The following is a 20,552-nucleotide window of genomic DNA, read 5'->3' as shown; positions in this document are numbered from 1 at the left end:
GCACGTCAGGGCGTAAGTGAAAAGAACGTCAGGGCGCGCGGCGTCACGTGTACATATGGCCGGTCGCCCTGCTCGCCTGTGGTGTTGCGGTAGACATATCCGCATACCATCCGGTCGAGGAAGTAGCCGGCGAATTTTTCGCAGATTCTGTCGCCTCGCACCTCGACCGTGCCGGTGATGTTGGTATTGGCGCTGCGATAGGCCGTATTTCCGGCCTTGTCGAAATACTGCATGAAATCCGTGCCGTTCTTGTGCTTGCCGCTCCAGCTTTTGCCGTCGACGAGATTGCGCAGCTCTGCCTCGCCGAGCCTGTCGCCTTGATTGCCTGTAAAACCGAAGGGCCATTCGGGAATGCCGGCCTTTCGCAATCCGGCCAGATGGCGCTGCAGATCACCGTCCTGCCAATAATCATAGAGATAGCCGTAATAGGTCAGATTGCTCTCCGGGAAGAGCTCCAGCAGCTTTGCCGTCTCCGCTGCGGCCCTGGTTTGATTGCCCTGATCCGCATAGGCAGCCGCCAGATATTCGCGCGCCGGCTCGACCTTCGGCAGGCTGTCGAGCGTCGGCTCTATCAGCGAGATCGCCCGCTGGTCGTCGCCGGCGGTATAAAAGACGATCCCCGCCAGCAGTTGAAAGCTCGGCGCCGGCGATGGGTCGAGCCGCAAGGCCTTCTCCATCTCGGCGACGGCCTGGCCCGCGCTTCCGGTGTGAACGAGGATGAGCGCGAGATTGGCGGCGGCCTCCGCATCGTTCGGCTGCATCGCGACGGCCATATTGGCGGAATTCCTGGCCTCCGTCTCGCGCCCGTCCACCCATTGCAGCAGGGCAAGGACGGTGTGCGCCCTGGCATTGTTGGGATCGAGCTTGAGCGCCTGCCCGGCGGCGTCATAGGCGATCTTGCGGGCAACGGCAGCCGACCAGAGATAATTGTAGTCGTTGCGCCAGACATCGACGGCGACGCGCGCAATGCCCGCATGGGCATTGGCAAAGCCCGGATCGAGATCGATCGCTTTCTGGTAGAAGGAGAGCGTCCGGCGGTAGGTATCGACATCCCTGAAGATGAAGCCCTCCTGCTCGGCTCTCATGTAATAATCATAGGCTTCGAGATTTTCGGTCGGGATTCGGGCCAGTTGGTCGCGCTCGCGCGCGCTGAGCTTGACCGACAGGGCCGCAATGATCTTGCCGATCACATCGTCCTGAACCGCGAAGAGATCGGTATACTGGCGGTCGTAGCGCTCGGCCCAGAGCGACAGGCCGGTGACCGCGTCGATCAGTTTGACATTGATCCGCAGCCGCGGCCCGGCGCGCTGCAAGGTGCCTTCGAGCACATAGTGAACACCGAGTTCGGCAGCCACGTCCTGGATCTTGCCGGCGGAGTCCTGGATGGCGAAGACCGAATGGCGGGCGATGACGAAGAGACCCGATACTTTCGACAGTTCGGTGATCAGGTCGTCGGTCAACCCCTCCGCGAGATGGTCGTGCTCGGTATCGCCGCTGACATTGATGAAGGGCAGAACTGCAACCGAGGGCCTGTCCGGCAGCGGATAGGCAAAACGTTCGCCGAGCCCCGGGGGTTTTGCCGGCATCCACGGCTGCCACCACCAGAGCGCCGCACCGGCAAGAGCGAGGATGACGGCGGCTGCGATGCCCGCAATGAGGCGGCGCATCGGCGGGCGCCTGCGGGTCTTGACGGTTTTGCCGGCAGCAGTCGGGTCGAGCAGGACGCGATAGACCCGGACCGGTTCGGTGATGCTCTTCAGCCGCTGCTCGCCGAGCGACGCGAAACCGACCGGGACTTTCGATTTCACCTGGTCGTATGTCGTGCCCGATATGGCGATGCCGCCCGGCTCCCCCAGCGCCTGCATTCGATCGGCGATATTGACGCCGTCGCCTTGGATGTCCTCGCCCTCGACGATAATATCGCCGAGATTGATGCCGATCCGGAACTCGAGCCGATGCTCCGGGACAACAGCGGCATTATGCGTGGCTTTCAGCTGTTGAACCTCCACCGCGCAGCGCAAGGCATCGACGACACTCTGGAATTCGACCAGCAGACCATCGCCCATGGTTTTGACAAGCCGGCCGTGATGACGCTCGATCGCCGGCTCGAAGACATTGTCCTGATCCGCCTGGAAACGCGCACGCGTGCCCTCTTCGTCGATCTGGCTCAATCGACTGTAACCGACGACATCAGCGATCAGGATTGCTGCAAGACGGCGCTCCATCCCCGGTCTTTCCTGGAGAGCGAATGTATTATGAACAATATCCTACAGGAGGTCCTATCGCGATGCTATCGCCGCACCACACGATATTCGACTTGGCGGCGATGTGTCTGATCAGGATGGCGCCGAACGAAATACTTCAAGCCATCATTGTCTTCGATGATTGGGAGAGTTGTCAAAAGCAACCAAGTATTGGAAGCTTGTTTTTTTGACTATCAGGCGACGGATTTGGAAACATGACGACAACCTCTTCCATGGAGCCGGCCAGGCACGGCAGCGCCAGGATCTGCCGCGGCTGCTGGGACCAGATGCATATGCCGATCCCGATCGGCGGCCCCCTCGCTTTGCCCTTCCGCGCCTTCGGCATCACTCGCAGCAAGATGAACCCCGATATCTGCACGATCTGCGAGCGCTCCTTCCAATATGTCAAGAAGCAGCGCCAGATCACCGTCGACGCCACCATCCTGTTTGCCGATATCCGGGGTTTCACGGATCTGTCGGAGCGTATCGAGGCGGTGCAACTGAGCGAGATCGTCAGCCTGTTCCAGGATCGCTGCGCGCAGGCGATCTGGGCGCATGACGGCATCGTCAACAAACAGATGGGCGACGGACTGATGGCGATCTTCAATTTCCCAATCGTTCGGAATGATCACGCCGGCGCTGCGATCCTGGCCGCCCTAGAAATACAGCGAAATTGCGCCACAGCGCTGAACGGCCTGACGCTCGAGGCATTACCCGGCCGCACCCTCGGCGTCGGCGTCGGCATCCACTCCGGCGAGGTCCAGATCGGCGAATTCTCAAGCTTCCGCAGCGATTTCACCGCGATCGGCGGAGTCGTCAATCAGGCCGCAAGGCTCGAATCCCAGGCCGCCGCCGGCGAGATCCTGATCTCTGCCGAAACGACTGCGAAGGCGCCCGCTCTCACCGCAGACGCCGAAACGCGCATGCTTGCCCTGAAGGGTATCGAGCAGCCGGTGCAGGCAAGCGTGCTGGTCAAGCGCTGAGTGACGAGATCTCTGGTTTTGATGGCGTCCGAAAGGGGTGCCGGCGAGGCTGGGAAAGACCCCGCCTCTGGCTCAGTACTTCATGTTCCGGAGTTCCGGAAAATCATGGTAACGCAGCCGTTCGTCGTGGCAGCGATAGTCGTTCCTTTTCAGGTACAATATCATGTTGTGTTGCAAGCCCAGGCCGATATAGGACCAGTTTGGGTTGCCGCGCTCCGTCGTGCGCGTGCAATAAGCATATATCTGCTTTTCCGGATTAAGCAGAACCACGCTGGAAATCTCCGCCTTTACGAAGTTCCCCGGTTTAATGGTTCCCCGCAGAGCGTCGACGTACTCGTGTCGCACTGCGCTGGAAGGCGGCCGTTGGGAGTCTGTAACGGATTGCGGCACCGCGGTTTGGCAGCCGGCCAATACCAGCAGGGCAGCGTAAGCAAGGAACTTGATTTTCATTCCGTTGAAGCTCTCTCAATCAAAATTGATGGATCGGGTTTCCCGAGGCTGCAAGCAGCAGCGCCGCACCCTGTGCTTCGAGGCTCCGCCTGCGGGCTACGCACCTCAGCATGAGGAAGGTTGGAGGATGCCGCGCGCCCATGACGGGCATGCCGCGCTGCCGCTCATCAAAGCCTCGAACGGTGGCGCGCCCCTCGCTCCTTCATCAGGTTTTCATGCCGTTCATCTCAGGAAACGGGTAGTAGCGCAGCCGCTTGTCGCGGCAGCGATCGTCATTCACCGTCGCGCCTAATATTTTGCCGTCCGTGAAGGAGACGCCGAGATAGGCCCAGTCTCCCCAACTGCGCTTGGGCACCACCCGCACACAGTAAGCATAGATCTTTTTTTCAGGATCGAGCAGAACCACGCTGGAAATGCGAGCCCATACGACTTCTCCCGCTTCGTGCCTGTAGGTTCTCTTGAACACGATGTTGACGAAGTTCTGCCGGACGTCATTCGAGGGAGGACGCTGCGAATCCGCAACGGATTGCGACACGGGGGCGTTGCAGCCGGCCAGCATCAGCAGGGCAGCGCAGGCAAGAATTTTTATTCTCATTCCATTAAATCTCCAAAGAATCGGAGCGTGATAAACGCTGCGTATTCTTACAAACACAGCGGGAATAATATTTGCAATACATGAAATCAAGCAATGCTGACGCTGCGCGTCCACAGGCCGGCCGTCATCCGCATCCGCGTTCGAGATCTTCGAAGCCGGCTTGCAAAATTCTATTGCAAGTAGATAGTCTCTCTCGGAGAAATCTTCTTGATACGGAAACCACTCGCTTGCGATCTCGGGTAAGCGCGGTGCCATTATGCCTTTTCAGTGAGAATTTTGAATGAAGCCGGAAGAATTGCGCAGATCGGAATACGCCTACAATAAATACAAATTGCTGCTCATCATCCTGATTTTGATCGCCATCGCGGCCGGGGCCATCCTGTTGGGCTTCCATCCGCCGAAGAACAAGGACCCTCATGCCGTCTGGTTCTTCTCGGTGCTGGGCGCAGTGTTCTTTGGCCCCCTCGCGCTACTGCTCGTGCCAAAGCTCTTTTCCAGGAAGCCCGGATTGGTGATATCGACGGCCGGCGTCCGGCTGCCGAATTTCCCCGACCAGATTATACGCTGGTCAGACATCCGGAGCTTCGAAAGATTCCAGAGCAAAGGCGCAGATTCCATAGTCCTCCACCTTGATCCCGCCGCCGCCAAGGCGTTGATCAGACGGGGGCTTGCAGCCAGGCTGCCGGAATGGTTCGTTGGTTCGCGCCTCAAGGTTGGCATCCCTCTGCATATGTTGCGAGGCCGTTCGAACGCCATATTCAACGAATTCGCGGGAGTGGCGACCGAAGCGTTCGAAGCCCAATGGCAAGCCTTGCAGGAAGCCGGTTCGATCGCCGAGGAGGAAGAAGACGAAGTGCCCGAGCCGGGTTTCGATGGCGCCCGTTATCCAGTCTTCACTTACGCTCTTCTTACCGTTCTCGTCGCCGTCTATACGGGCGAACTTGCCTTCGGCGTCGAAGCGTCCAAGGCCGGCTCCCCCAGTATTCGGACATTGCTGGTACTCGGCGGCACGTTTCGCCCGAGTATCGTCGAGAGCGGCGAGTGGTGGCGGCTGTTCACCGCACCCTTCATGCACGGAGGCATCGTCCATCTCACCTCCAATTGCTTCTGCTTGTGGATGGCGGGAATGCTGTTCGAACGGCTAATCGGCTGGCGATGGTTTGCGGCAATCTTCTTCGCAAGCGCCCTTGGCGGCTCCATTGCGTCAATTTGGATCAATGACATCACTGCGGTTGGCGTCGGCGCTTCCGGCGGCATCGTCGGGCTTTTCGCGGCCGTGATCGCCGGCAGCATTCGCTTCCGGTCGACGCCGATCGCACCTTCCCTGCAGATGGGCGCCATCCAGATTCTGGTTCCCTCGCTGCTGCCGTTCCTCTCTGCGGCGAAGGATGGGCAGGCCATCGACTATGCCGGCCATTTCGGCGGCGCGGTGACCGGCGCGGCGCTCTCGCTCCTGCTGTTGGCCCTCTGGCCGCGGGAACGGCCGACGCCGCGTTTCGGCGCGGCCGCGATCGCCTTCAGCGCTGCATTCGTCCTCATCGCGACCGGGTCGCTTTGGCCCATTACCAATATGCGCCAATTCTATGTCAACGACCCGATGACCAACTATTTCGGGGGAAGGTATGAGCAGGCCGCGACGGGATTTACCGCCTTGGCAAGCCAGGATCCACGCACCGCCCCCTATTATCGTCTTTGGCATTTCATGGCTCAGACCCGGGACGGCGATCTAAATGCGCCCGCCGATCTCAGGGCTGCAGCCGGCGAGATCGACCAAGCGGCGTGGCCCTATCCCATCTATCGTCTTTTCCTCCACGAGCTGAAGCCGGAGGAGTTGACAGCGAAGGCGGCCGGCAGCAACCAGATTTGCGAGGCCACCTTCTACGTTGGCGAATGGTATCTCTTTGCTGGAGCCACGCAGGAGGCACGCCGCAGGTTCGAGACGGCCTTGGCGTCCTGCCCGGCCACATTCATCGAGTATCATGGAGCACGTGGCGAACTGAGCAAGCTCGCGGCGAAGTGATGCCGCGGCTTGCCAGCTGTAACATTGCCGCGCGCTGTGCGGGAGGCGGCATTGCGGTGCGCAGCTTTCCGCCACGGGCTGGCTGGAGCCGGTTGCAATCAGCGCTGACGCGACTATTTTTCATGTTGGCGACCCTCCGCTCATGCGTGGAGAAAAAATGACCGGGAGCAAGGCATGTGCCGAAATATAAAACCCCTGTTCAATTTCGATCCGCCAGCGATGGACGAAGAAATCCATGATGCCGCGCTGCAATTCGTGCGCAAGGTGAGCGGAACGACCAAACCGTCGAAACGCAACGAGGCCGCCTTCGAGCGCGCGGTCCCTTCGATCGCGGCATGCGCCCGCGAGCTGCTCGATTCGCTCGAGACGTCTCAACCGCCTCGCGATCGCGACGACGAAGCGGCGAAGGCACGTGCGAGAACGGAGATGCGGTTCGCGTAAGGGAGTCCCGTCGCGCGCTTCCACCCTTGAGCCACCGCACTGTTGGCGGAATCTGAACGATTCATTCGTTTCCCTTTTGTACTCTTTCCCTCTTCCCTTTCGCGCTGACTCTCTCCATATTCCGGCCATGGCCAAATCTCCGAAGAAATCCCCCGCCCCGAATGGCTTCGAGGAAGCCGCGCAATCGTCCTTTGAGGGAGCCCCGCTTTCCGGCTCTGTCGCCGACTGGGTGAAGCAGCTCGAAGCCGATGCCGAGGCATCGGGGGTCGAGTCACAGCGTGACATCGCCTCCAAGGCGGGCAAGCATCGCAAGACGGTGGAAAACGCGGCGCGCAAATATTCGGAGACCGTCAGCGTCAACAAGAAGGCGACGGCGAGCAAGACTGCCCGGGGCGTCTCGATCGGCGGTTCGACCGACCCGAAGACGCGCGCCGCCGCCGGCCTGAACCCTGTGGCGGGTCTCGACATTTCGTTGGAGGATGCCGGCAACATCTCGCCGGGTGGCGTCACCGCCACGGTCGAAGCGCTGTCGGCGCTGATCGAGAGCGGCAATCCGCTGCACAAGAACGGTAAGATCTGGACGCCGCACCGCCCTGCCCGGCCCGACAAATCTGAAGGCGGCATCGCCATCCGCATGCAGTCGGATTACGAGCCGGCCGGCGACCAGCCCACGGCCATCCGCGATCTCGTCGAAGGCCTGGAGAATGGCGACCGCAGCCAGGTGCTGCTCGGCGTCACCGGCTCCGGCAAGACCTTCACCATGGCCAAGGTGATCGAGGCGACGCAGCGCCCGGCCGTCATCCTGGCGCCGAACAAGACGCTGGCCGCCCAGCTCTATTCCGAATTCAAGAACTTCTTCCCCGACAATGCGGTGGAATATTTCGTTTCCTACTATGATTATTACCAGCCGGAAGCCTATGTGCCGCGCTCCGACACCTATATCGAGAAGGAATCCTCGATCAACGAGCAGATCGACCGCATGCGCCACTCGGCGACGCGCTCGCTGCTCGAACGCGACGACTGCATCATCGTCGCCTCGGTCTCCTGCATCTACGGTATCGGCTCAGTCGAGACCTATACGGCGATGACCTTCCAGATGTCGGTCGGCGACCGGCTCGACCAGCGTCAGCTATTGGCCGACCTCGTCGCCCAGCAATATAAGCGCCGCGACATGGATTTCACCCGTGGCTCCTTCCGGGTGCGCGGCGATACGATCGAACTCTTCCCCGCCCACTTGGAAGATGCCGCCTGGCGCATTTCGATGTTCGGCGACGAGATCGACGCCATCACCGAGTTCGACCCGCTCACCGGCCAGAAGGTCGGCGACCTGAAATCGGTGAAGATCTACGCCAATTCGCACTATGTCACCCCGCGCCCGACGCTGAACGGCGCCATTAAGTCGATCAAGGAAGAGCTGAGGCTTCGCCTGGCCGAACTGGAAAAGGCCGGCCGCCTGCTGGAAGCCCAGCGCCTGGAGCAGCGCACGCGCTACGATATCGAAATGCTCGAAGCCACAGGCTCCTGCCAGGGCATCGAGAACTATTCACGTTATCTCACCGGCCGCGACCCCGGCGATCCGCCGCCCACCCTCTTCGAATACATTCCCGACAACGCCCTCGTCTTCATCGACGAAAGCCATGTTACCGTGCCGCAGATCGGCGGCATGTATCGGGGCGACTTCAGGCGCAAGGCGACGCTGGCCGAATACGGCTTCCGCCTGCCCTCCTGCATGGACAACCGACCGCTGCGTTTTGAGGAATGGGACGCCATGCGCCCCGACACCATCGCCGTCTCTGCCACGCCGGGCAGTTGGGAGATGGAGCAGTCGGGCGGCGTCTTCGCCGAACAGGTGATCCGCCCGACCGGCCTGATCGACCCGCCGGTCGAGGTCCGCTCGGCCCGCAGCCAGGTCGACGACGTGCTCGGCGAGATCCGCGAAACATCCGCCAAGGGTTACCGCACGCTCTGCACCGTGCTGACCAAGCGCATGGCCGAGGACCTGACCGAATATCTGCATGAGCAGGGCGTGCGCGTGCGCTACATGCACTCCGACATCGACACACTGGAGCGTATCGAGATTCTCCGCGATCTCCGCCTCGGCGCCTTCGACGTGCTCGTCGGCATCAACCTGTTGCGCGAAGGCCTCGACATTCCCGAATGCGGCTTCGTCGCCATTCTCGACGCAGACAAGGAAGGCTTCCTGCGCTCGGAGACATCGCTGATCCAGACCATTGGCCGTGCGGCGCGTAACGTCGACGGAAAGGTCATCCTCTATGCCGACCAGGTCACCGGTTCGATGAAGCGGGCGATGGAAGAAACCGGTCGCCGCCGCGAAAAGCAGATGGCCTATAACGCCGAACACGGCATCACGCCGGAATCGGTCAAGGCCAGGATCTCCGACATCCTCGACAGCGTCTACGAACGCGACCACGTCCGCGCCGATATCTCGGGCGTCTCGGGCAAAGGCTTCGCCGATGGCGGCAACCTCGTCGGCAACAACCTGCAGACCCATCTCAACGCGCTCGAAAAGAGCATGCGCGACGCCGCCGCCGACCTCGACTTCGAAAAAGCCGCCCGCCTCCGCGACGAAATCAAACGCCTCAAGGCTGCCGAACTGGCCGTCATGGACGATCCGATGGCACGCGAGGAGTCAAAGGCGATGGAAGGCGTCAGACGGAACGCCAAAGCGACCCGCGAATCCCTTCTCCCCGCGGGGGGTCCGGAGGACGGGTCGAGACAAGCGGCTCGACCCGGGTCGGTGCCCGGCAGAGCGGATGAGGCAGCCACCGCCTCCTACTTCACCAGGCCCAGCCTCGACGACATGGGCCCGGGCACCGACATGACCACCCCGCTCTTCCGGAAACCGGATCTGGATGAGATGGGCCGGGACATCGCCGAACCCGCAAAGAAGAGCCTGTTCCGCAAGAACGACCTCGACGAAATGACCGTCGGCCGAACGGAAAAGCCGGTCATCGGCCAGGTTCCGGAAAAGCCGGAAGCCGCCAAGGGCACCAAGCGGTTTTCGCCGTTGCTGGAAGGCCAGCCGGAGCGCGATGACGTGCGGCCGGTCGTGCGCGGGAAGACCGGTGTTGGGAGTTATGAGGACCCGGGCGAGCAGAAGCGCAAGGGGCGGACAAAGGGGAAGACGGGGCGACCGGGACGGTGATCAACGAATTCTACGTGTCTTGAAAGCGAAATTAGGTACGTGGCCACCACAGGTGCTCTTCGCCGTCACAAAATGAGTCAGGCCCGCCCCTGCCTTTGATCGGGAAGACCCTACATGCCCGCTGAATGAAGGGAACCGCCAATGCCAGAACTGCGCATCGACCCGTTCCCCTCCGCCGCCGAACTGAACGCCCTCTGGTCAGCCGTCTGGGGCACCTCTGAAAGCCGCGACTTCACTCCCATCCTGTCCCGCAGCCTCGCCCATATCGGCGCCTACCGCGACGACAGGCTCGTCGGCTTCGTCAACGTCGCCTGGGACGGCGGCATCCATGCCTTCATCCTCGACACATCGGTCCATCCCGACATGCAAAGGCAGGGCATCGCGACGTGCATGGTTCGGCAAGCGACGAGCCTCGCCCGCGAGCGCGGCGCCGAATGGCTGCATGTCGATTTCGAACCGCACCTGACCGGCTTCTACCGCGCCTGCGGTTTCAGGCCGACGAAGGCAGGACTGATCAAGCTCGCGTGAGGCCTCCCGCGTGGGAAACCGGAACAAGTCAAAGCCAGCACCAACCTGCGATAGTCAGGAGGACCGTCGCACGGCGCGACACCACCGAAGAACCCGCTGAAAACACAATTTTCCCGAGCGCATCCCGGCTGAAAATGAAACATAATACTATTATGCAAACCAAAGTATGGCTTTGAGTTCTCAAATTAAAATTCGTTCTCTCAGTATTTTATCCTTAGTTTTTCATTAAAAAAGCAATGAAAAGACACAATTTTGCATTGAAAACTTTATCGGGGATTGGCATAGATCCCCAGGGGGTTGTCGTCCGTTGAAGCTGCAAGAACAGTTCTACTGAGGATGTCTCATTTTCATAGAATGCAACGCATCTTTTTGGAAAGTTTCAATATGGCCTTGAATATTTTGGACACGAACGGCGCAACGATTACCAAGACAGGCGCCGCATTCGAAGCTTACGACGTTATCCGGGACTCCGCCGCAAATCCTTCCTCACCTGTCACTCTGGTTGTCTCGGATTCCGGCGTGGCCGACCTGGCCGCCGAGTTGGGTTCGGTCTCCGCGCAGGTGACTGGCTCGAGCAACGGCAGCACGATCACGACTGGCGCAGGCAACGACACGCTATTGGGTGGTGACGGCGCGGACACGCTGAACGGCGGCGCGGGAAACGACACGATCATTGGTAATGCCGGTAATGACAAATTGATCGGCGGCGACGGCAACGATAGGATCACTGATGGTGGCTTTCCCGTCTTTCTGCCGGGACCTGGCGGCCCGCAGCCGGAGCTCATCGACATTGACGCCGGCGCTGGCGACGATTCCATAACCATAGACAGACTCGCGTCACAGATTTCAGGAACAATCGATGGCGGTACCGGGATCGACACGCTGCAAGCCTCGTCACTACAGGGCCTGACGATCAAGAATGTCGAAATCCTTGAAACGGGGTTCTCACAGGTTAGCGGTTCGAGCGCCCAGTTCGAAAGCTTTGATAAGATTCTGGGATCGACCTTTCCATTCGACTCTCGCCCCTCATTGACGGTGACGGACAGCGCCCATCTCGACCTTTCCGACGAATTGGGAGCCCGCGGGGCTTTCATTACCGGCTATGAGGGCGTTGACGCCAAGACCGGCAGCGGCGACGACGAGTTTTGGGGCACCGACGTCAACGACATTTTCGACGGCAGCGGCGGCAACGACACCATCGATGGCAATGCCGGCAATGACAAATTGACCGGCGGCACCGGCAACGACATCATCAATGGCGGCGACGGCACCGACACGGCGGTCTTCTCCGGCAACTTTGCCAATTATTCCCTCGCGATCGATAATGGCAGCCGTGTCGTGACGAGCGCGCTTGAGGGTACGGACAAGCTGACAGACGTCGAATTCGCGCGATTTGCCGATGGTACCTACGATTTCGGCACACAGACTTTCGCCGTCAACAGCCCCGGGCCGGGTACTCCGCTGAATATCCTGGAGACGAACGGCGCCACGATCACCAAGACCGGCGCTGAGTTCGAAGCTTACGACGTGATCCGCAACTCAGCTTTCAATCCTCTCGTCCCTGTGAACCTGGTCATCTCGGATTCCGGGACGGTAAACCTTGCCGACGAACTGGGCTCGGGCTCTGCAAATGTGACGGGCTCAAGCGGCGACAATGCGATCACGACGGGCTCAGGCAACGATACCATCGATGGCGGCGACGGCGCAGACACGCTGAATGGGGGCGCCGGAAACGATCTGCTTCGTGGCGGCGATGGCAATGACACGCTTAACGGCGGTGATGGCGATGACTTGCTCGCAGGCAGAGATGGCAATGATATTCTGAATGGCGGTGACGGCAATGACCAGCTTATAGACAACGTCGGAAATGACGTCATCAGAGGCGGCGCGGGCAACGATACGATCTCCGATGGTGACGCCGGCGGCCGTAACCCTGAGATCTTCGACATCAATGCAGGCGACGGCGACGATGCCATAAGCGTGAACGGTCAGGGCTCCGGAACGATCGACGGCGGCGCCGGGATCGATACTCTCCAAGCCTATGAGCTAAGAGGCCTGACGATCAAGAACATCGAAGTCCTTGAAACGGCGGGATATTGGGTTGCCGGTTCCAGCGCACAGTTCGAAAGCTTTGATAAGATCGTCTGGTCGACCGATCCTTCCCACGATTTCAACCCCGCATTGGCAGTGACGGACAGCGCCCACCTCGATCTTTCCGATGAACTCGGAGATCGCGGGGCTTTCATTACCGGCTATGTCTCCGGCGTTGACGTCAAGACCGGCGGTGGTAGCGACGAGTTTACCGGCACCAACGGCAACGACATTTTCGACGGCAGCGGCGGCAATGACATCATCAACGGCAAGGCCGGCAATGACAAATTGACCGGAGGTGCCGGCAACGACACTATCAATGGCGGCGACGGCATCGATACAGCGATCTTCTCAGGTAATTTCGCCAATTATTCCTTCGCATTGAACAACGGCGATCACATCCTGACGAGCGCCGCGGAGGGGACGGATACGCTGCATGACGTCGAATTCGCGCGCTTTGCCGATGGCGTCTACGATTTCGCCACGGAAAAATTCACGCTTGACGGCAGCAATAGCGCTCCGACCAATATCCAGCTCTCCAAGGCCGCCCTCTCCGAGGACACCCCGATCTGGACCACGGTCGGCCTGCTCAGCGCCAAGGACGCCGACGGTGACGTCCTCACCTACAAGCTGCTTGACGGGGCGAACGACCATTTCCGGATCAACGGCAACCGCATCGTCACCTCCAAGGCTCTGGACTACGAGACGGCCAAGTCCCACACGATCAAGGTCGCCGTCTCCGATGGCAAGGTCACGGTCGAAAAGGACATCACGATCAACGTCCTCGACGTCAACGAAGCCCCGGTTAACCAGGCGCCGATCAAGCTTTCCTTCTCGCGCAACTCGATCTCCGAGAACGTCGCGATTGGCACTTCGGTCGGCCTTCTCTCGGCGGTCGATCCGGAGGGCGGCACGGTGAAGTGGCGGCTGACGGATGATGCCGACGGCGTCTTGAAGCTCGTTGGCAACAAGATCCAGACGAAAGCGGCGATCGACTACGAAAGCACACACAGCCTGACCTTTACCGCCGAAGCCTACGACGCGGCTGGAAACGTCACCAGCCACGATTTCACGGTGGCCGTGAAGGACGTCTTCGAGTCGTCGTTTTCGATCTTGTCGCATGAGGCGTTGATTTAGTTGCGACTGGATTGCAGGCGACGCAGCGATGCGTCGCCGATGGTTTTCAAAATAGAGGGGCTTGCGGCCAGCAAGCCCCTTAGTGTCGATCAGGCGGAACAGGACGCCCCGCCCAATCTCTTCTCCCCGCTGGGAAGAAGAGCGAGTTCGGGTTGGCCGCCCGGTCCAAATTGCCGCTCCCCTTCGCGTCCGATTCGGCTATAATTCCTGCCGATCCGAGGAGAGCCGCATGCGTCTGCCCACATTGATCCTCGCCCTCACCTTCTCGGCGCTCGCAGCTTTGCCGGCGTTAGCGCAGACCTACAAGACGCCGAAGGCGCTGCTCAAGGCGCTTTACAGCTATGACACCGACAAGAGCGACGCCGAAGCGCCCTCGCCCTATTCCGCCTTCTTCTCCGACCATCTGAACGAGCTCCTCCAGGCTGATCTCGACAATACGCCGGAAGGCGATGTCGGCGCGGTCGACTTCGATCCCGTCATATCAGGTCAGGATGGCGCAGCCAGCGACGTCAGGATCGGCCAACCGATCCTGCTGGATGATAAGGCCGAGGTGGAGGTGCAATTCGAAAACGGCGAAGAGGTGACGCTTTTCTACACCCTGGTACGCGAACACGGCGGCTGGAAGGTCGACGACATCGCCAACCAGAAGGGGGATAATCCGTGGAGTCTCGGTGCGTTGCTGAGGGAGGCGCAGTAGGCGGGCAGGATAAAGCCAACGAGGCGCACGCCGGCAATCCCAGCCTCTCCTTCATTCCTGTGCTCGTCACAGGAATCCAGCCACGGTGCCTCGGCACCGTGAATGACTCTCATGCGATGAAGTCATTCGCCCGCGCCCAAGGACGTGGGCGCACTGGATTCATGTGACGAGCACAGGAATGAAGGAGACGAGGGAGGTCGACGGCACCAACGGCAGTGGAAGGCGGCAGGCGCCAAAGAGAGCCCTCATGGTGAAGGTGAGTTGGGACCGCCGGCTCCACCAAATTCGGCTCCACCGCCACCAGCATCAGGCCACCATATCACCTTCGCATCCGCCAGATCCTGTTCGCCGCCATGCCTAGCCGCCCAGAACAATTTGCTGACAAAATCCATGCCCGGCTATCGAATCCGCCGCTCATCCCGTTTCGGCACAGAATCCCGATATGGCACAGCCGTGCAAGGATCCGTTAACCCACGGTCAAGTATCTGAATCTTCGGCATTTCCCGTCACGATAAGGGACATGCCACAATAATCCCGCTTGCTTTTTGCCCGAAAAGCTGGCACCAATTCACCTACTCGGGCATTTGCATGCCGGTGACTGGACTGATGTGGTAATCCCTTCCGTTATGGAAGGCGGCGCGGGACTACCCGCCTACGTAGACGTTCTTTCCCCGTACGTGACTTCTCCGACTGACCCTTCGTCCCAATCGATCGGGGCGAAAGCTAAAGCCGTCCGCTTCCTCTCGGGGGCGCGGATACTACACAGACTAAGGGAAAAGGACGATCCCAATGGCCACCAAGGGCACCGTAAAATTCTTCAACCAGGACAAGGGTTTTGGTTTCATCACGCCGGACGGCGGCGCTAAGGACGTTTTCGTCCATATCTCTGCGCTGCAGGCTTCTGGCATTCAGTCGCTGCGCGAAGGCCAGCAGGTTACCTTCGACACCGAGCCGGACCGCATGGGCAAGGGCCCGAAGGCTGTCAACATCTCGGCTTCGTAAGTCAGACTTCCGCTCACGCGGGATGAACGGCGCTCCGCAGGGGGCGCCGTTTTTGTTTGCAGCGCGGCCGCCGTTTGTCGATCGCATCGGCAAGTGTTATATGCGCGCTTATGGATGATCCCGCCCCTGCGGCGGTGCGATGCCGCATTGCGGCACCCAGAGAACAACGAACAATGGAACGTCGATGACGCAGAAGAGGCCCATTTTTGCGGTCGCCCCGATGATCGACTGGACGGATCGGCATTGCCGTTATTTCCACCGCCAGATCAGTCGCGAAGCGCTGCTCTATACCGAGATGGTGGTGGCCGATGCGATCATCCACGGCCCGCGCGACCGGCTGCTCGGTCATGACGCCGCCGAGCATCCGCTGGCGCTGCAGCTTGGCGGATCGGACCCGGTCAAGCTTGCCGACGCGGTGAAGATCGCCGAACCCTATGGCTATGACGAGATCAACCTCAATGTCGGCTGCCCCTCCGACCGCGTGCAGTCCGGCACCTTCGGCGCCTGCCTGATGCTGACGCCGGAAACGGTGGCCGAATGCATCGCGGCGATGAAGAGGGTTGCGACCGTGCCGGTGACGGTGAAATGCCGGATCGGCGTCGACGAGCAGGAGCCGGAACAGGCGCTGCCGGAGCTGATCACCCGCGTCCTTGATGCCGGCGCCGACGCGATCTGGATCCATGCCCGCAAGGCCTGGCTGAAGGGCCTGAGCCCGAAGGAAAATCGCGAGATCCCGCCGCTCGATTATGAGATCGTCTACCGGATGAAACAGCGCTGGCCCGATGTCTTCATCGGCATCAATGGCGGCATCCGCACGCTTGATGAAGCCGCCGCACATCTTGAACATGTCGACGGCGTCATGCTCGGCCGCGCCGCCTATCAGAATGCCGCGATCCTTGCCGATATCGACCAGCGCTTCTTCGGCGCGCCGGCGGTCGAGCCGGACTGGGAGGCGCTTTGCGGCCGGATGATGGCCTATGCCGAACGCCACATCGCCAGCGGCGGCCGGCTGCAGCACGTGGCCCGCCACATGGTCGGCCTCTTTACCGGCCTGCCCGGCGCAAGGCGCTACCGCCAGATCCTGTCCACCGACGCGGCCAAAAGCGGCGCCGGGCCGGAGGTGCTGGCGGCCGCCTTTGCGGCGGTGGATTTTTCGGGGACGGATCACGAGGCGGTCAGCGCCTGACGCCAAGTGGTGTCACGATCGGGCGATCGGCAGCAGCATCTTCTTTTCGATCCGTCCCGCCACCGAAAACACCAGGATGTAAGTTTCCCTGCCGATCCTGCTGCCATCCATCAATCGGACGATATCATCGACACCGCCGACCGGGCTGCCGTCGATGGCGAGGATATAATCGCCCTCCTGCAGTCCGCCTTTTGCCGCCGGGCCCTCCGGCTCGACGCGGCGGATGCGAACCGAGGTCGTCTGCACCGTGCCCGCCGCAAGCGCCACCCGGCGCGGCAGCACGATCGTGTCACCTGAAATGCCGATGAAGGCACGCCTGACCTGGCCGTAGCGGAGAATCTCCGAAACGACGAAATTGGCCGTATTCGATGCCACGGCAAAGGCGATGCTCTGCGCGCCCTGTATCACCGCGGTATTGACGCCGATGACCTCCCCGCCCGAAGACACCAGCGGCCCGCCGGAGTTGCCGGGATTGAGGGCCGCATCGGTCTGGATGACGTCTTCCATCAGCCGGCCGCTGGCTGCCCGCATCGACCGCCCGAGCGCCGAGACGATACCGGCAGTAACCGTCCATTCGAAGCCGAGCGGGTTTCCGATCGCGATGGCGATGTGGCCCCGGCGCAGGCGCTGGGAATCTCCGAGCTTCGCCCAGGCGCCGGTACTCGTATTGGCACGAATGAGGGCGATATCCGTATCGACATCGCGGCCGAGCACCCGGCCCTCGGTGACGAAGCCATCGGGCGTGGTGATGCGAACGACCTTGGCATCGTCAACGACATGACTGTTGGTGATGATCAGGCCGTCGGGCGAGACGGCGAAGCCCGACCCGTGCCCCTGCCGGCCACCCACCCTCTCGATCCGGCTGACGGCTGGCCCGACGATGTCGACTGCTGCTGCGATCGATTGCGAATAGGCATCGATCAGCGCCCCGTCATTCTGAGGCGCTATGTTCTTGTCCATATAACCCATGATGTGATCCTCAAGCGGCGGTAACGATCGTCCCGCCGCCGGCGATGCGGTCGCGGTTGCGACGGTTCGCCATTGTGCTGTTGTATGAGGATTAGATGGTTGGGCCTCGATCCGCGTTCAAGTGAGCCCCAGCCCGCGGGGCAGCCATGCGGGCGTCGGGGGACGTGCCGTCGTGCGACCGGTGTGCCCTTATCGTCGGGCGACCGGTGTGCCCTCATCGTCGGGGGCTACGGCATCCTCCAAGGTCCTCATCCTGGGACGCGCAGGCCGCGGCGCGAAGAAGCCTCCTCCAATATAAAATTCTGTTATGTCAATTGAATACAAAGAACAGCTTGATGACGAGATCAACATATTCCAACCTGGTCCCGGGTAGTCTTGCCTATGGCCTTGTCAATTCCGCCGGCAACGGCGCAAATTTCTGCCCGCATTCATCCAATCCAACCCAACCAACGGAGCCAAAGATGAGCACAGTCACCACCAAGGACGGCGTCGAGATCTTCTACAAGGATTGGGGGCCGAAGGCCGCCCAGCCGATCATGTTCCATCATGGCTGGCCGCTGTGCTCCGACGATTGGGATTCCCAGATGCTGTTCTTCCTTGAGAAGGGCTATCGCGTCGTTGCCCATGACCGTCGAGGCCACGGCCGCTCCACCCAGGTCGGCGACGGTCATGACATGGATCACTACGCCGCCGATGCCGCAGCCGTCGTCGAACATCTCGATCTCAGGAATGCCGTCCATATCGGCCACTCTACCGGCGGCGGCGAAGCGACCCATTATGTCGCCCGCCATGGCCAGCCTCAGGGCCGCGTCGCCAAGCTCGTCATCATCGGCGCCGTGCCGCCCATCATGGTGAAAACGGATGCCAATCCCGGCGGCTTGCCGATCGAGGTCTTCGACGATCTGCGCAGGCAGCTCGCCGCCAATCGTTCGCAATTCTATCACGACCTGCCGGCCGGCCCGTTCTACAGCTTCAACCGGCCGGGTGCGAAAGTGTCGGAGCCGGTCATCAACAATTGGTGGCGCCAGGGCATGATCGGCGGCGCCAAGGCGCATTACGACGGCATCAAGGCCTTTTCGGAAACCGACTTCACCGAAGACCTGAAGATCATCACCGTGCCGACCTTCGTCATGCACGGCGACGACGACCAGATCGTGCCGATCGCCGACTCCGCCCTGCTCTCGGCCAAGCTGCTGCAGAATGCCACGTTGAAGGTCTACGAGAAATTCCCGCACGGCATGTGCACCACCCATGCCGACATCATCAATCCCGACATCCTGGCCTTCATCAAAGGCTGATCTCTGATGGTGCCGGGCGCCCATGAGGGCGCCCGGCTGCCATGATGGCTTTCACGCCGGGCCACGCCGATCGATTGACGGCCAGTTACGCATTTTCCCATGAAACCGTTTTCGCCGATTTGCGTTTAGCGGCCATGAAAAGAGAACGCGAACCCTCATCAAAGGCTTACCGGCAGGATCGTTTCGAAAACACCGAGCGAGCCGCCAAGGAAACCATCGAGGCGGAGCAGCGGGCTCGCCGGGAGAAAACCAAGCGGCTGAAAGAGCTGCGCCTGTCGCAGCAAAGCGGCAAGGCACCCGCAACCGAGTAGATCTCGCGCTCGCACCATCCGTTGAGCCGACGCGCCGATCGGTCCGTCTCCATGCCCTGACGCCCTCGCCTGCGTCTTACGGCGTGCGCCCCGAATTGTTTTGAATTTCGGACCTTCGCCCATCTTGCGGAGCAAAGATCGCGAAATTATCTTTTTTTTACTCGATAGCGATTCACGGCATCCAAAAAGGGCAGATTGCGATGTCAGACAAGCTGTTCAGCACGCGTGACGAACCGCTCGCCTCCGAAGATCTGGATGTGTGCAGGCGTGTCCACGAAGCCCTCTGTAGCGGGCTCAATATCGACAGATCAGGCGAGGCAGCCGACCGTCTTGGCGCGCTCATCATCGAACTCTATCGCCAAGGGGTGCATGACGAAAGCCAGCTTCGATTGCTGGCCGGCGGAAGGGGAGCCTGACAGCGCGCGATGCTGTTCAGGTCGGATCCTATCCGGGCATTCTCAATCGGCATGAAAATCTGGATCGAGGGCGCGCTCGGCCTCCGGCTGCTCAGGAGCGCCACAAGGCGGCTTAGAGCAATTCCAGGAAAAGTGCGAAGCGGTTTTCTCGGGCAAAGCGCGAAGCGGTTGTCAGGAATTGTGCAAAAATAAGATGTTAGAACAGTTCTGCGTTCCATGGAAAGCTGAACCGCTCCAGAACCTACCCGCCTGTCGGGCCTTGGCCGAACAGCCCTGCTGCGTTAGCGCCGACGCACACATGTCCTCCCGTCCATCCCCAAATGAAACTTAATCCCTTCCCCCACGTTATCCCTTCGATACATCCGTTGACCCAAGGTGAGTGAAATGAACAGATTCGCCATCATTGCCCTGTCGATAGCGACGGCCTTCTCCGGAACGCCGGCCTCAGCAGGTCCGGTTTTCGTGCCGAGCCCGGTGCAGTCGGTGCAGTCAGCGCCTCAAAACACTGACGCCCGCGTCATGACCATCGGCTGTAACAACTTCACGAACTGCCCGGGTCAGTTCAACAATGGTCGCAAGTGGTATCGCAACCGCCACCACTATCGCGACGGGCGCTACTACCGCGACGACCGCTATGGCTGGGATCGCCGCTACGATCGCCGGTATCGCCGATATGACAATCGATATGACAATACCGGCGCCATCATCGGCGGCCTGGCAGCCGGCGCCCTCCTCGGCGGCATCATCGCTTCGCAGCCGCGCACGAGTGGCTATAGTTCGCATGCCGACTATTGCTATAGCCGCTACCGGTCCTACCGCGCCTATGACAACACCTACCAGCCGAATTACGGCCCGCGCCGCCAGTGCCGCTAGTCCGGTCCATCTATCAGAACAAGCCTCGCAATGAAGATGCGGGGCTTTATTGATGGCCGAAAGCCCGTTGCGCGGCTTGCCAGGGACATCGTTAGGCTGTTCTGATAATCGTCGCAGTCTAATGGCAATGTCCAGCGCAACGGTCC

Annotated in this window: 17 protein-coding genes; 13 read left to right on the top strand and 4 right to left on the bottom strand. The window is 60.6% G+C overall.

Going from position 1 to position 20,552, the window contains the following annotated elements:
- Positions 1-5: 5 nt before the first annotated feature.
- Positions 6-2,225, bottom strand: a complete 2,220-nt coding sequence (locus FHT69_RS04655) for an adenylate/guanylate cyclase domain-containing protein (protein ID WP_047610452.1) — start codon at positions 2,223-2,225, stop codon at positions 6-8.
- A gap of 233 nt (positions 2,226-2,458) precedes the next feature.
- Between FHT69_RS04655 and FHT69_RS04650 the strand changes: the two genes are divergently transcribed.
- Positions 2,459-3,226 (top strand): adenylate/guanylate cyclase domain-containing protein, encoded by a 768-nt coding sequence (locus FHT69_RS04650; RefSeq protein ID WP_025554513.1) that lies wholly within the window; start codon positions 2,459-2,461, stop codon positions 3,224-3,226.
- Positions 3,227-3,298: 72 nt separating this feature from the next.
- Here the strand turns inward: FHT69_RS04650 and FHT69_RS04645 are convergent, their stop codons facing one another.
- On the bottom strand, positions 3,299-3,676 hold the full coding sequence (locus tag FHT69_RS04645) for a hypothetical protein (RefSeq protein WP_025554511.1): 378 nt from the start codon (positions 3,674-3,676) through the stop codon (positions 3,299-3,301).
- 205 nt (positions 3,677-3,881) lie between these two features.
- On the bottom strand, positions 3,882-4,271 hold the full coding sequence (locus FHT69_RS04640) for a hypothetical protein (RefSeq protein WP_047610454.1): 390 nt from the start codon (positions 4,269-4,271) through the stop codon (positions 3,882-3,884).
- 280 nt (positions 4,272-4,551) lie between these two features.
- On the opposite strand from FHT69_RS04640, the gene FHT69_RS04635 reads away from it, so the two are divergent.
- The 8 genes from FHT69_RS04635 (at position 4,552) to dusA (ending at position 16,539) form a co-directional block, all read left to right on the top strand.
- A complete protein-coding gene (locus FHT69_RS04635) occupies positions 4,552-6,291 on the top strand; it encodes a rhomboid family intramembrane serine protease (protein ID WP_183904981.1) in 1,740 nt (579 codons plus the stop codon).
- Between the two features lie 174 nt (positions 6,292-6,465).
- On the top strand, positions 6,466-6,732 hold the full coding sequence (locus FHT69_RS04630; RefSeq protein WP_183904980.1) for a DUF2277 domain-containing protein: 267 nt from the start codon (positions 6,466-6,468) through the stop codon (positions 6,730-6,732).
- A 127-nt stretch (positions 6,733-6,859) separates the two neighbouring features.
- Positions 6,860-9,898, top strand: coding sequence for an excinuclease ABC subunit UvrB (gene uvrB, locus FHT69_RS04625; protein ID WP_183904979.1), 3,039 nt, complete (start codon positions 6,860-6,862; stop codon positions 9,896-9,898).
- A 141-nt stretch (positions 9,899-10,039) separates the two neighbouring features.
- Positions 10,040-10,426: a GNAT family N-acetyltransferase gene (locus tag FHT69_RS04620; protein WP_183904978.1), complete on the top strand. Its 387-nt coding sequence runs from the start codon at positions 10,040-10,042 to the stop codon at positions 10,424-10,426.
- A 384-nt stretch (positions 10,427-10,810) separates the two neighbouring features.
- Positions 10,811-13,654: a cadherin domain-containing protein gene (locus FHT69_RS04615; RefSeq protein ID WP_183904977.1), complete on the top strand. Its 2,844-nt coding sequence runs from the start codon at positions 10,811-10,813 to the stop codon at positions 13,652-13,654.
- 229 nt (positions 13,655-13,883) lie between these two features.
- Positions 13,884-14,351, top strand: a complete 468-nt coding sequence (locus tag FHT69_RS04610; protein WP_183904976.1) for a DUF3828 domain-containing protein — start codon at positions 13,884-13,886, stop codon at positions 14,349-14,351.
- Between the two features lie 789 nt (positions 14,352-15,140).
- Positions 15,141-15,353, top strand: a complete 213-nt coding sequence (locus FHT69_RS04605) for a cold-shock protein (protein ID WP_003540801.1) — start codon at positions 15,141-15,143, stop codon at positions 15,351-15,353.
- A 184-nt stretch (positions 15,354-15,537) separates the two neighbouring features.
- Entirely contained in the window at positions 15,538-16,539 is a 1,002-nt protein-coding gene (dusA, locus tag FHT69_RS04600) for a tRNA dihydrouridine(20/20a) synthase DusA (RefSeq protein ID WP_183904975.1), read from the top strand.
- A gap of 12 nt (positions 16,540-16,551) precedes the next feature.
- Here the strand turns inward: dusA and FHT69_RS04595 are convergent, their stop codons facing one another.
- A complete protein-coding gene (locus FHT69_RS04595; protein WP_183904974.1) occupies positions 16,552-17,508 on the bottom strand; it encodes a S1C family serine protease in 957 nt (318 codons plus the stop codon).
- 461 nt (positions 17,509-17,969) lie between these two features.
- Here FHT69_RS04595 and FHT69_RS04590 point away from each other — a divergent pair, with 461 nt between their 5' ends.
- The 4 genes from FHT69_RS04590 to FHT69_RS04575 all read left to right on the top strand — a co-directional run bounded on the left by FHT69_RS04590 (position 17,970) and on the right by FHT69_RS04575 (position 20,406).
- Positions 17,970-18,806: an alpha/beta fold hydrolase gene (locus tag FHT69_RS04590; protein ID WP_047614023.1), complete on the top strand. Its 837-nt coding sequence runs from the start codon at positions 17,970-17,972 to the stop codon at positions 18,804-18,806.
- Between the two features lie 41 nt (positions 18,807-18,847).
- Entirely contained in the window at positions 18,848-19,117 is a 270-nt protein-coding gene (locus FHT69_RS04585) for a hypothetical protein (protein ID WP_088930345.1), read from the top strand.
- Positions 19,118-19,317: 200 nt separating this feature from the next.
- Positions 19,318-19,533 carry a hypothetical protein gene (locus tag FHT69_RS04580; protein WP_029733165.1) on the top strand — a complete coding sequence of 72 codons (216 nt, stop codon included), beginning with the start codon at positions 19,318-19,320 and terminating at the stop codon, positions 19,531-19,533.
- Between the two features lie 384 nt (positions 19,534-19,917).
- Positions 19,918-20,406 carry a BA14K family protein gene (locus FHT69_RS04575; RefSeq protein WP_183904973.1) on the top strand — a complete coding sequence of 163 codons (489 nt, stop codon included), beginning with the start codon at positions 19,918-19,920 and terminating at the stop codon, positions 20,404-20,406.
- The last annotated feature ends 146 nt before the right edge of the window (positions 20,407-20,552 follow it).

The organism is Rhizobium sp. BK008 (assembly GCF_014197345.1).
GTDB classification, from domain to species: Bacteria; Pseudomonadota; Alphaproteobacteria; order Rhizobiales; family Rhizobiaceae; genus Rhizobium; species Rhizobium anhuiense.
This window is presented reverse-complemented; position numbering and strand designations above follow the sequence as displayed.